The sequence below is a fragment of the Vicinamibacteria bacterium genome (genome assembly GCA_035620555.1).
Lineage (GTDB): Bacteria > Acidobacteriota > Vicinamibacteria > Marinacidobacterales > SMYC01 > DASPGQ01.
In genome coordinates this window covers 1-12309 of sequence record DASPGQ010000198.1, presented here as the reverse complement: position 1 = coordinate 12309, position 12309 = coordinate 1, and the positions used below count along the sequence as shown (strand labels likewise).

11 protein-coding genes are annotated in these 12309 nt (G+C 61.7%); 7 read left to right on the top strand and 4 right to left on the bottom strand.

What is annotated here, in order from left to right:
• Positions 1–409: 409 nt before the first annotated feature.
• The 5 genes from VEK15_08065 to VEK15_08045 all read left to right on the top strand — a co-directional run bounded on the left by VEK15_08065 (position 410) and on the right by VEK15_08045 (position 6631).
• Entirely contained in the window at positions 410–2509 is a 2100-nt protein-coding gene (locus VEK15_08065) for a hypothetical protein (GenBank protein ID HXV60633.1), read from the top strand.
• A gap of 130 nt (positions 2510–2639) precedes the next feature.
• Positions 2640–3623, top strand: coding sequence for a glycosyltransferase family 2 protein (locus tag VEK15_08060; GenBank protein ID HXV60632.1), 984 nt, complete (start codon positions 2640–2642; stop codon positions 3621–3623).
• Positions 3620–4666, top strand: a complete 1047-nt coding sequence (locus tag VEK15_08055) for a glycosyltransferase family 2 protein (protein ID HXV60631.1) — start codon at positions 3620–3622, stop codon at positions 4664–4666. The genes VEK15_08060 and VEK15_08055 overlap by 4 nt, the downstream gene beginning before the upstream one ends.
• Before the next feature lie 62 nt (positions 4667–4728).
• A complete protein-coding gene (locus VEK15_08050; protein HXV60630.1) occupies positions 4729–5964 on the top strand; it encodes a DUF1972 domain-containing protein in 1236 nt (411 codons plus the stop codon).
• Positions 5915–6631, top strand: a complete 717-nt coding sequence (locus tag VEK15_08045) for a sugar transferase (protein HXV60629.1) — start codon at positions 5915–5917, stop codon at positions 6629–6631. Before VEK15_08050 ends, VEK15_08045 begins: the two co-directional genes overlap by 50 nt.
• Positions 6632–6661: 30 nt before the next feature.
• Here the strand turns inward: VEK15_08045 and VEK15_08040 are convergent, their stop codons facing one another.
• From VEK15_08040 to VEK15_08025, 4 genes are all read right to left on the bottom strand, one after another.
• Entirely contained in the window at positions 6662–7099 is a 438-nt protein-coding gene (locus VEK15_08040) for a peroxiredoxin (GenBank protein ID HXV60628.1), read from the bottom strand.
• Positions 7100–7147: 48 nt separating this feature from the next.
• Positions 7148–7399, bottom strand: a complete 252-nt coding sequence (locus tag VEK15_08035; protein ID HXV60627.1) for a type II toxin-antitoxin system prevent-host-death family antitoxin — start codon at positions 7397–7399, stop codon at positions 7148–7150.
• 53 nt (positions 7400–7452) lie between these two features.
• Complete coding sequence (locus VEK15_08030; GenBank protein ID HXV60626.1) at positions 7453–8706, bottom strand: aminotransferase class V-fold PLP-dependent enzyme; 1254 nt, start codon at positions 8704–8706, stop codon at positions 7453–7455.
• A gap of 73 nt (positions 8707–8779) precedes the next feature.
• Positions 8780–9946, bottom strand: a complete 1167-nt coding sequence (locus VEK15_08025) for a cation:proton antiporter (GenBank protein ID HXV60625.1) — start codon at positions 9944–9946, stop codon at positions 8780–8782.
• Between the two features lie 195 nt (positions 9947–10141).
• On the opposite strand from VEK15_08025, the gene VEK15_08020 reads away from it, so the two are divergent.
• Entirely contained in the window at positions 10142–11536 is a 1395-nt protein-coding gene (locus VEK15_08020) for a sodium:solute symporter family protein (protein HXV60624.1), read from the top strand.
• A 249-nt stretch (positions 11537–11785) separates the two neighbouring features.
• The coding region (locus VEK15_08015) for a hypothetical protein (GenBank protein HXV60623.1) at positions 11786–12309 on the top strand (524 nt) is incomplete at its 3' end.

The window sequence follows — 12309 nt, the reverse complement described above, 5'->3', positions numbered from 1 at the left end:
CCCTGCGGAGTCGGTTTGGGGCGCCGGAATCCTATCTTCGGCTTCCGCCAGCTCCTTCTCGATGCGGGCGCGCTCTTCCGAGGTAGGACGATAGGGAGGACTGTCTCCTGTGGGCTGTTCCTGTTGCTGTGCCGCGCCGAGTGCCGCCAGAATCACCATCGGTATCGACGTAGCCCAACCAATCCATCGATTCGCTGACGCATGACTTACCATTCCCCACGACTCCTTCGAAACACACTCCACCGCTACCCAATACGAGGCGCGCGGAGATAGCGAATGAGATGGAAAGCCTATCAGAATGCGTCCTGGCCAGCAAAGCTAGAACGTGTGTTAGACTCTCGCGTCAACCAGTGAATCAGGCGGCGACGCTTCGGTTGCGATTCGACCCCTCGTCCACGACGCCCTGCCGATGAGCGCGCGAATCTCGCGAGTGGAGGCGCTGGTCGAGGTTGCGGGCGCGGCGCTCTCCCTACACCTTCTCCTTCTTGCGGTTTTCCGCCGCTATGGCCTGCCGTGGATCGAATTCCAGTTATCGGCTGACGGCGTCGCACCGGTTCTGCTCGTGCTCCTGGCTCTTCTCGCCTATCGGGTTTGGCGAAACCGCGGACGCTCCGATCGATCCGTCGAGATCCATGACTGGTGGCGACCCGGCCGTTGGCTAGACGGACTCGGCTTTCCCGGTCTGGTCGTGATCGCGTTCTTCTTGCTCGTCTTCTTCCTGTTCAACGGATACGGCGGGAGACTCGGTGGAGACGGCGTCATCAACTTCATTTACGTGCGATCGCTCGTGATCGATGGCGATCTCGATCTCACCAACGAGTTCGCGGAGTTCGTTCCGGCGAAGTTCCAAGTCATCGCCGAGAGCGCCCGGGCGCTGGGCAAGAGCCCGGACCCGAGTAACGAGCCGGGTCCGGCGCTCTTTTGGACGCCGGCGTTTCTTGCCATTCATTGGCTGGTACTGTTAGCCCGCTCGTTCGGCTCCGAGATACCCGCCGACGGTTACAGCTATCCGTACGTCAATGCGGTCTGTCTGAGCGGCCTGTTATGGGGTTTCGTCGCGGTCGTGATCTCGTACCTGGCCTGCAAGCGCTATTTCGCTCCCCTCCTCGCCGCGGTTTCCATCGGGGTCCTGTGGCTCAGCTCGACGCTGCTCTGGTACACGGTCCAGGAACCGTCGATGCCTCACGCCACGGCGGCCGCCGTCGTAAGCTTCTTTCTACTGGCCTGGCTCAGAGTACGCGAAGCGCCCACCGCCTCACGGTGGATCATGCTCGGGGTCGCCGCCGGCCTCGTTCTATCCATGCAGCGCTACGGTGTTTTCTTCTTGATCGCTCCGCTCGCAACGGTCGCGAGCGCGATCCTTCGTCGATTTCGCGTCCGCGATCGCAAGTTTCCCAAGCGTTGGTGGCTTGGTGCCGTATTCGTCGCCGTAGCTTTTCTCGTCGCCGCGTCTCCGATGCTGCTCTACAACCTGTTCTATTCGCGAGAAGGCTCGTTTCTCCGCATGGGAGATCTCGGTGGTTTCACGCTGCGCTACTGGGACAGTCCGAGAATCGGAGAGTTTTTGTTCTCGTCGAACCACGGGCTCTTTGCCTGGACTCCTTCCGCTCTGCTTTCCGTGCTCGGGCTCTTCGTGCTGCTCCGGAAGGACGGGCGCCTCGCCGCGGGTCTGTTTCTCACGCTCGCCGCCGGGGTCTATTTACTCAGCAGTACTTGGGACTGGTATGCGGGCCATGCCTTCGGGAGCCGGCGGTTGACCGAGGCGTTCCTGATTTTCGCCCTCGGATTCTGCGGATCGATGGAGCTTCTACTCAGAAGCCCCAGAATCCTGGCCGCGCTGGCGATGACGATGCTCGTCTTCTGGAATTTCCTGCTGGCGGGACAGGTCAAGCGAGGTGATATCCCGATGATGGGCACCTTCGCCTTCTCTGACGCTTCCGAAAGAGCGTTGAGGCGCTTCTACGAGTTGGCAGGGCATCCGGGCTCCATCCCGGCCAACTGGTGGTTTTCCTGGAAATACGGAACCGCCCCCTCGCGCTTCGACTGGATCTATGGACATCGCGAATATCACAACCTCGACGTCGACGTGGGGGCCCCGGAGGATCGGTACTTCATCGGACGTGGCTGGTCCGTTCCTGAAACTTCATCGGACGGCGCCACCTTTCGATGGTCGTCAGGGGGCGAGTCGACGATGCTCTTCACCCTGTTCGAGCCGTTCGACTACCGCCTTCGGGTCACGGTGGAACCGAGCTCTCATCCCGATCAGAGCAGGCAGGTCGTCTTCGTGTCGGTGAATGGACATATCGCCGCCCGACTAGGACTGAATGAAGGCTGGCAGACGGTGGGAGCTCCCGTCCCGGCGTCCTTCTGGAGGGAGGGGCTCAACGAAGTCGAGCTCCGCTACGCATGGACGATTCGCGCGAACGAGGTCTATGGTGTGGCCGACGATCGTCAGATTGCCGTCAAGCTCGCTCGTTTCGAGCTCGAGATCGTGGAACCTCTTGAATAGATGGATTTGCGCTTGATCCTTTGGCTCCACACCGATATATTTTCTTGACTTGGTATTTGCCCATCCAAGTGCTAGCTTCTCGCGGGCCAAGCATCGCGTTCGTCGCGATGCCCGGTCCAGGTTCCTTCTAGTGTCCCCGCAGGATGCCGGCCCGAGAGCCGGTGGCTCGCAGAGCCGTTCGGCGAAGAAACCCTCGCTTTCGGTTGTCATCGTGTCCTGGAATGCCTCACGTTACACCGAGCGCTGTCTCGCTTCGCTCATCGACCATGCCCCGGCGCGTCCCTACGAGGTCCTCGTCGTCGACAACGGATCTGCCGACGGCAGCGGCGAAGTGGCGCGCCGCTTCGGTCCTCCCGTGAGAGTGTTCGAGCTTTCGCACAACCAGGGGTTCGCCGCTGCTTCCAACGAGGGCTTTCGCAACAGCGGGAACGAATACGTCCTCTTTCTCAATAGCGACATCGAGGTCGGTGAAACGGCGCTGGAAAACCTGTGCCGCTTCATGGACGAACATCCCGAAGCCGCTGCTGCCGGGGGCAAGCTCCTGGGCTCGGACGGCCAACCTCAGAGAGGATTCAACGTTCGGACCTTTCCCACGATGATGTCCACGGTCTTCGAGGTCTTGATGGTGGACAAACTGTTTCCCCGGAACCCCGTCACCCGTCGACATCGCATGCTGGACTTTTCTTTCTCCGAGACCGCAGAGGTCGATCAATTGGCCGGGGCGTGTCTGCTGGTGCGACGGGACGCCTTCGAAGCCGTGGGTCTCTTCGACGAGGCATTCTTTCCCGCCTGGTTCGAGGATGTGGACCTGTGCCGGCGTCTACGCGTTGGGGGTTTTCGGTGTTTCTTCGTGCCCGGCGCCGCTTTTCTCCATCGCGGAGGAGTCAGCCTGGACCATCTCGAGTACGGGCAATTTCTCGAGATCTGGTACCGCAATCTCGTGCGTTTCTTCGACAAGCATCATGGTGTCGCAGCATCGCGGCTCTTGCGGGGTCTCATCCGCCTGGGCATGCTCGAACGGATGACCGCGCTCGTCATCAAGGCTCCCCGGCGAGGGATGCGTCGCGCCGAGGCGCTCGCCGCCTACTGGCGCGTTCTGAGAGAGTCGTTTTGAGCACGAGACCCCTTGTCAGTATCGGAATCGTCACGTACAATTCTGAAAACGAGATCAGATATTGTCTCGAGTCGATTCATTCGCAGACATACGAGCCGCTCGAGGTCGTCGTCATCGACAACGCCTCGAAAGATCGAACCGTGGAGCACGTCCGGTCCTCGGCGACCGCCCTTCGGTTATCGAGCAACGAGCGGAATCTAGGCTTCGCTGCCGCCCACAACCAGGCGATTCGCCTCACCCGGGGGGAGTATTATTTGGCGCTCAACCCCGATGTGGTGATGGAGCCGGATTTCGTGGCCGAGTTAGTGGAATGTTTCACACTTCATGCGGGGCTGGGCACCGCCAGCGGCAAACTGCTCCGGCCCGCCGGCGAAGACTCATCCCCGATTCTCGACAGCACCGGAATCTACATGAGCCCCAACCTGCGACATCTGGACCGAGGATCGGGTCAAATCGATGTGGGTCAATTCGATCGGCCACAGTTCGTTTTTGGTGCGAGCGGCGCTGCGGCGCTCTACGCTCGCAGCATGTTGGACGATGTCGCTGTCGATGGCGAGTTCTTCGACGAAGACTTCTTTGCCTATCGGGAGGATGCCGACCTGGCGTGGCGGGCACAGCTTCGCGGGTGGAAAACGCTGTACATTCCGCGCGCCGTGGCCTTTCATTCGCGCAGAGTGCTTCCGGAAAGACGTCGCAGCTTGCCAAGCGAGATCAACATGCATTCGGTCAAGAACCGTTTCCTGCTTCGGATCAAGAACCAGACTCCTTACGAGTTCGTGACGCTGTTCTTCCCCTCCTTGTTCCGCGACCTCCAGGTGCTGGGTTACGTGCTGTTGTTCGAAAGGACTTCCTTGCCCGGTCTGTTTTTCGTGGCTCGGAACTTCCGCAGGACGTGGGGGAAACGCCGACAAATCATGTCTCGCAGACGAGCGAAAGGTCGTGATATGCTCCGATGGTTTCGTCGACAACCAGTGGCATTCGAGATGGACATTCAGGAGGAATCGAAGTCTGCAGCCTTGAAGGCAATGACCGCGTCAGGATAACCGCGCCCAGTTGAAGCGCTAGCCGTGAAGAGTTTCATTAAGCTCGATACACGCACGACCGGATGAAAGTCGCCATTCTTGGTACCAGAGGGATCCCAGCGAGCTACGGAGGTTTCGAAACTTTCGCCGAGGAGCTCTCGTGCCGGATGGCGGCGCGTGGCCACGAAGTCACCGTCTACTGCCGTTCTCATCACACACCCAAGGAATTGCGCAGGTTTCGCGACGTGCGCCTCGTCGTGCTACCAACCATTCGTCGCAAGCACACGGATACTCTCGTCCATACTTTCCTGAGCTCCATGCACGCCACGACCGAGCGGTTCGACGTCGCTCTCGTCTGCAACTCGGCGAACAGCATCTTCGTCCCCCTGCTCAAGCTTTCGGGTGCAAAGGTCGCGCTCAATGTGGACGGCCTGGACTGGAAGCGGAAGAAATGGCGATGGGCTGCGCGGAGCTATTACCGATTGGCGGAGAAGGCCGCCTGTCATTTGGCCGACACGATCGTCACCGACGCCGAATGTGTACGGCAGTATTATCGCGAGGTTCATGGAACACCGAGCGTGTTCATCCCTTACGGCGCGCCCACGAAACCGACGCGGACGGTAGGAGCCTTGGAGCAATTTGGGCTGCAGGCGGGGAAGTACCTTCTCTACGTCAGTCGTCTCGAGCCCGAGAACAATGCCCATCTCGTAATCGAAGCCTTCGGAAGGCTTCGCACCCAGCACCGGCTCGTAATCGTGGGCGATGCGCCTTATGCGGCGAGCTACAAGCGAAAGCTCAGGCAGATTGCCGGAGATCGGGTCGTCTTTACCGGCTACGTATTCGGAAGGGCTTACCGGGAGCTGATGAGCCATGCCGATTGCTACGTTCACGCCACCGAGGTCGGTGGCACCCATCCGGCATTGCTGGAGGCAATGGGTATGGGCGACGGCTGCCTCGTGAGCGATACGCCCGAGAATCGCGAGGTCGCTTCAGATACGGTAATGTATTTTTCGCTCGCCAGCATCGACGAGCTCGCGAGCACGATGCAGACGGTCCTGGATCGGCCCGAGATTCTCCAGAGGTTGGCGGAGCGGGCGCGCGCCCGCGTTAGAGAGAAGTACGACTGGAATCACGTGACCGATGCCTACGAGCAACTTCTCGAAGCGCTCTTGGAAAAGACGTCGACAATCAAAGTTCGCGGCGCGGGTGAGCGTCTCCACGAGGGCGTACTCGCGTCAGCCGCCCGGCAAGTCCGCGACGATAGGAGACATGTTGGCGAGCGAAGCGTCTCCAGGCAGCTCGAGTCCGACGTCCGCTGAGCCGGGTTTTCACACGCCCCGGCTGGAGGCCGCGTTGGTGCACGCGGTCACGGCGACGAACGGGACTCGTGACCTCGTTGTCAAACGCTCGATGGATCTTCTGCTCACTACGACGATCCTCCTGGGGATCCTTCCGGTTCTCATGGTGATAGCCGCTCTCATCAAACTGACTTCGAGGGGCCCGGTTCTGTTCCGTCAGGAGAGATGCGGGTTAGGAGGGCGGCGATTCACCTGCTTGAAGTTCCGATCGATGGTGGATGGCGCCGACGAGAAGAAAGCTGAAATCGAGCACTTGAATCGTCTCGACGGGCCCGTTTTCAAGACCCCCGAGGACCCGAGAGTGACGAGGGTTGGTCGATTCCTTCGCCGCTGGAGTCTCGATGAGCTCCCCCAGCTCATCAACGTTCTGCGAGGGGAGATGAGTCTCGTGGGTCCGCGACCGCCGATTCCCGAGGAGGTCGAGCGCTACGAGGCGTGGCAAAAACGCCGCCTAAGCATCAAACCGGGGATCACCTGCCTCTGGCAGGTCGAAGGACGAAGCGACGTTGCCTTCGCCCGTTGGATCCAGTTGGATCTCTGGTACATCGATCATTGGTCCCTCTGGCTGGATGTCAAGATACTCTTGAAGACCGTTCCCGCGGTCTTGAGCCGTAAGGGCGCTTATTGATCTCTGGCGTTGCTCTTTGCGCCGCTGTCGTCACAGGTCTTCGAGAATCTCCTGGGCGTGTCGCGCGGCGTCCACCTTCCGATAGGCTTTCACGATCACGCCGTCTGGCCCGATGAGGTAGCTGATACGCTTCGCGGATTTCGCATCCTTGCTGTCGCACGCACCGTAGGCCATTCCGACCGAGCGCGTCGTATCACAGAGAAGGGGGAAGTTGAAATCGAATTTCTCCGCGAACGCGCGGTTGTCGGGGGGAGTGTCGAAGCTGATTCCTAGGACCCGGGCGTTTCTTTCTTCGTAGCTTGAGAGATGGTCGCGGAACCCGCGACCCTCGACTGTTCACCCAGGGGTGTCAGCCTTGGGGAAAAACCAGAGCACGACGTGCTTTCCCCGGAAGTCCTCCAGTCTTACAGTCTTGCCTGTGTGGTCCAAGACCTCGAAGGGCGGGGCGGTGTCACCTGGGTTGAGCATGAACGCCTCCTGGGCTCGCGAGGTTCCGATACTACACTCTACCGGGCTCTATGATCTGCCTTTTTTGTGGATGGCAGAGCGGGCCTCGCGGTCAGAGAGCCTTGCCTTGGCTCTCCGGCGGATCCGCTGCTGCAACTCGCGCAGGCCAGCCACCGCCCGGCGAACCTCTTCGAGCCGCTGCGCACCTTCCGGTATCATCCGAGCGACCGGTCTGTCGTGGCGAGTGATGACGACCTCCTCGCCTTTGGCCACGCGGTCCAGCAACGCTCCGAAGTGAGTCTTGGCTTCGAAAGCACTCATCCTGGCCACACGCGTCCCCTGGCTCACCGGGCTCGGGAAAAACGGCACCGCGATTACGCGAGAATCGCCTTCGCCCCAGCGACGGCTCGCTCCACATGCTCCATCGTGTTGTAGACGTGCGGGCAGAGTCTCAACCCGCCCGAAGTCGATCCGGCGATCCCGTGCTCGTGGTACAGGCGGTCGACCGCTCCCCCGCGCTTGTCTCGGTCGACGGCGACGATGCACACGCCGCCGGAAAGCTCGGGATCGCGAGGAGTCACGAGGGTGAAGCCGGCTTCGGCGAGTCCGTTCTTCAACGACGTCGCCAGGGCAACTACCCGAGCCTCGACCCGGGAGACGCCGATCGAGTCGTGGAAGTCCGCGGTGGTTCCGATGGCTGCCAGACAGCCGTCGTCTCTCTGGCCGAGCGATTCGAACTTGCGTGCCCCCTTGGGATCGGGGTCGACGTCGTCGCCCCAGCCCGGTGCCACGACATTGGGCCAGATCCGGGGGACGTTCTCCTCCTTCACGTAAAGAATCCCGGCTTCCTTGGGACCCATGAACCACTTGTGGGCCGAGGCGGAATACGAGTCGCAGCCGATCTCGCGCAGGTCGAGGTCGAGCGCGCCCCAGGTCTGCGCGCCGTCGACGTGCACGTAGATGCCGCGCTCATGCGCCCGGGCGGTGAGCTCCCGAACGGGCAGCCGGATTCCGCTGACGTTCGAGACGTGGGTGACCGCGAGGACTTTCGTTCGGGTCGTGAACGACTGGGAAAAGACGTCGGCAAGCTCGGACGCCGTCTGCGGCGCGGTCGGTGTCGAAACTCGTTTGACCACGAGCCCGTACCGAGCAGCGCGCACGTCCCAGGCGACGTTGTTGGTCGGATGGTTCTGGTCCCAGAGCAGAATCTCATCGCCTTCGGCGAGTTTCAGGCCATTGTTCACGGTGTTGTTGGCCTCGCTCGTGTTGCGCACCAGGGCAATCTCGTCCTCGCTCACGCGGAGCTGCTTCGCCACTTTGGCGCGAGAGGCCTCGAGCAGATCCCTGAACTTCGCCCGGTTGTTGAAGGAGCAATCGCGGTCGATGTCCTGGGTGAGCTCGGTAACCCGCTCGGCGACGGCTCGTGGCGACGGGCAGAGGTTCGCGGCGTTCATCGGAACTTTCTCTTCGCGAAACGAGAACTGGGAGCGAACGAGCTGCCAGTAGGGCTCGCCGTCCAAGGAGGTTTCGGCGAGAGCTTCGCTCGTTCCGTGAAACCCGGCTCGGACCACGGCGGCGGAAGCGCCCAGATGAACGAGGAAGGACCGACGTGAGGTGGCGTAGGACATGAGTACCTCCTTGTCGACCTGGAATTCTACTACAGTGCTCGATGCCGCGGCAGGACCTGTGATCGCGTTTTCCTTAGCCTGCTGCGTCGGCTGTCGTCCTCGGGGGGAGAGGCGGCGCGAGGGCACGAAACAGGGTTGGGGCAGAGGTAGCGGTGACGGCCGCCAGAAGAATCGCGATGGCGCGATCTTCGAGCGACAGAAGTCCAAGCTCGACACCCACGGTGGCGACGGCAATGATGAGGCTCAGGCGGGCGGAAAGCAATACGCCGGCGGCGAATGCCTCGCGAAAAGAGAGGCCGCGAACCATGAAAACCAGGCTGGGCAGGATCTTCACGCCGAAAGCGACCAGGATGACGACCAGCGCCCGCGTGAGCACTTGAGCACTCTCGAGCAACGTGATCTCGAACCGGAGTCCCACGTTGATGAAGAAGATCGGGATGAGGAAGCCATAGGAAAAACCGCTCAGCTGCTCCTGGAGATGACCCGGGTTACGAAACACCAGCGCGAACACCGTTCCCGCGAGAAATGCCCCCAGAATGGGCTCGACGTCGAGCGCTGTCGAAAGCCCGACGAAAGCGAGCATGAGGGCGAGGCTGGCCCTTATGCCCAGCTCTTCGGGGTCGTCGGCGGAAAACAGGCGGCGGAATCGGTGAGGGTACCACCAGACGGCCAGCCTCAGGGTGCGGAGCACGAAGGTGATGGCGATGAAAAGCGTCGGCATCTTGAGGAGCTCGATACCAAAGCCGTGCCGCTCGACGAGAGCGAACATTGCCACCAGCACGAGCGTGAGGAAGTCGGCAAATACTGCCGAAACGAGGATGTACTGCCCGAGTCGCGTGAACGTGCGCCGAGTGCTCCGGAGCGTGGGAACGACCAGTCCGACGGATGTCGTAGCCAGAACGAGAGTCATGAAGGCATCGAGACCCAGATGAATCGTGCACCACTGGGCCACGCCGAGCGTGAGCAGAAACACGACGAGAAGCATCGCGAGCCGGGTGTGTCCCTGCTGCTCGAGGGCGCGAAAGTCGATCTCGAAACCGGCGAGGAACATGAGCAGAAAAAGACCGAGCTCGGCGAGCAGATCGACGAGCTCCGTCCCCGACACCCACCCGGTTACGGGACCGATCAGGATGCCGAAAAGAAGCTCGAGCACGACCGCGGGAACGAAGAGGCGAGTGGAGAGCAGCGGGAGACAGAATGCCGCACTAGCCATCAGCACGAGGGTGGTGGCCTGCTCCATCGTTTCGTACTCAGAAATCGAGCGAATGCATCGCGCAGAGCATATCCCATGAGTCGGCTTGCACTCCGGGTGGCATGGCGCGCAGAATGCGCCGATCATGCGTGGCGCAGCGAGGAAGGGCCTGGCAACGGCGCCTGCCCGCCGTAGCCTTGCCGAAGGCGGGAGCATCCTCGTCCATCGGCGTTCCTGGCTGCGTTGAGCCCCCACCTCGTCTCCATCGTCGTCTACTCGACAGTCCTCGTCCTCCTCGGCGCCGTGATTGGGCGATGGGTCCGGACCACGGGTGCTTTCTTCGTCGCCGGCCGAAATCTGGGTCCCGTGCTGCTGTTCTCGACCCTTCTGGCGGCAAACATCGGCGCCGGCTCGACGGTGGGTGCGGCCGCTCTCGGCTACTCGCGCGGCCTTTCCGCATGGTGGTGGGTGGGCTCGGCGGGAATCGGCACGCTCGCTCTCGGCTGGTGGGTAGGCCCCAGGATCTGGCGCGTCGCCAAGGAGCACGACCTCCAGACCGTCGGGGATCTGCTCGAGCTTCGCTACGGCAGCGCCGTTCGCTTCGTGGTATCGAGCCTCCTGTGGGTCGGCACGCTCTTCGTTCTGGCAGCACAGCTTCTCGCCGTTGCCCGAGTGCTCGAAGCGGTGGCCGGGGTTCCCAAAACCTGGGGGTGCCTCATGGGCGGAGTGGTAATGACCGCCTATTTCACTGCCGGCGGCCTTCTGTCCTCCGCTTGGGTGAACCTCGTTCAGCTCGCCGTGCTCGGAATTGGTTTCGTGATTGCCGTCCCAGTGGCTCTCGGATCCATTGGAGGGCTCGCGGCGATCGATCCGATCCGGTTGGATGTCTGGGAAGGTGGAGTGCCGGCGGCACGCTATGTGGCGCTCCTCGTCCCGGCTTTCATCGTCTCGCCGGGTCTGCTGCAGAAAGTCTACGGAGCCCGTGACGAGAGGACGGTGCGGCTGGCGGTGTCGCTCGCGGGCTTCGCCTTGCTGCTGTTCGCGTTCTTACCGCCTCTTCTCGGCATGGTGGCACGTGTCCATTTTCCCGAACTCTCCAGCGACGATCTCGCGCTGCCTACCCTTCTCGTGGAGCGAATGCCGCTCGCGCTCGGAAGTCTGGGTCTGGCTGCGATCTTCTCGGCGGAAGTGAGCTCGGCCGATGCGATTCTCTTCATGCTGGCGACCTCCTTGGCCCGCGATCTCTATGGACGGTTCCTGCGACCGAGCGCCGGTGACGCCGAGGTGCTGCGAGTGGCGCGCTTCGCGGCGGTCGCGGGTGGGCTCCTCGGGATCGGTATTGCCCTCTTGTTCGAGAGCGTCATCCAGACGCTTTCGATTTTCTATGCACTTCTGAGCGTGAGCCTTTTCGTGCCGGTTGTGGCTTCTCTCCATTCGAGAAACGTGGGGCGGGCCCACGCATTCGCGGCGATACTGACAGGAGTCCCGGTGCTAGTGGCGACGCATCTGCTCACCGGCGGGCGCGGTCTTGGAATCGCGAACCCGACTCTCCTGGGGTTGGTTGCGAGCGCGCTCGGGTTTTTCGCGATCGCCGCACGAAAGAGTCTCCGTCGCCGCCGCGGCTTCGCCGATCGGTGAAGGAGAGCTGGTCGTATAATTAAAGTAAGAAAGTATGCAAACCCTGCCTCTGCATTGGCCACAGTTATCGTCTGGGCGGTCCCCCAAAATCGTCGCCTCCTTTGAAGGAGGCTTTTTCGTTTGGCTTTTCGCCATGGGAATCTCAGGGCTCATAGGCTCATCCCGAACGTTACGGGAGTAAGTGTCGTGGTCCTGAGCTCGATTCGGTCTAAACGGAGAGGCGGTCGATCGAGACCGGTTCTTGCGTTCGTGGTGCTTCTGGTGTCGAGCTCCGCATCTGCGGAGCTCCGGGAGTCGGCTCTGTGCGGGACGTTTCCCGGGCGCGCGAGGCTCGAGGTCGCCAAGCATCGCTTCTTCGACGAGCGAACCGATCGAGGACTCGGGAGGCCGCTTCGGGCGGGGGCCCGCCTCGAGATCGTCGGCGACCTCATCGTGATGAACGACGACGGGACCGTCATCGCCGAAGCAAATCCGTTCGACCTGCATGGCCGCTCGCTCGAGTTCGGGAGGCTTGGGGAGCGCGCCTATCGGGTGCGAAGCGGAGGCGACCCTCTCGAGGCCGCCCTCGGAGAGCGCGTCGTGATCGGCGACGACCAGACTCGCGCCTTCGAGCTCTCGTTTGCTTTCCCCTTCTTCGATCGCGTCTATCAACGAGTTCACCTGAACTCGGATGGCAACCTGACGTTCGATCGTGGCGACCGCGAAAGCACCCCGCGAAGCCTCGAGCGCTTCCTCACGGGTCCGGCGCGGATCGCACTCTTCTTCAGCGATCT

Bases quoted from the DNA above. Each gene is read 5' to 3' on its own strand.
- VEK15_08065 (HXV60633.1), top strand. From the start codon at position 410: ATGAGCGCGCGAATCTCGCGAGTGGAGGCGCTGGTCGAGGTTGCGGGC.
- VEK15_08035 (HXV60627.1), bottom strand. From the start codon at position 7,399: ATGAGTGCTTTCGAAGCCAAGACTCACTTCGGAGCGTTGCTGGACCGC.
- VEK15_08050 (HXV60630.1), top strand. From the start codon at position 4,729: ATGAAAGTCGCCATTCTTGGTACCAGAGGGATCCCAGCGAGCTACGGA.
- VEK15_08045 (HXV60629.1), top strand. From the start codon at position 5,915: ATGTTGGCGAGCGAAGCGTCTCCAGGCAGCTCGAGTCCGACGTCCGCT.
- VEK15_08025 (HXV60625.1), bottom strand. From the start codon at position 9,946: ATGGAGCAGGCCACCACCCTCGTGCTGATGGCTAGTGCGGCATTCTGT.
- VEK15_08030 (HXV60626.1), bottom strand. From the start codon at position 8,706: ATGTCCTACGCCACCTCACGTCGGTCCTTCCTCGTTCATCTGGGCGCT.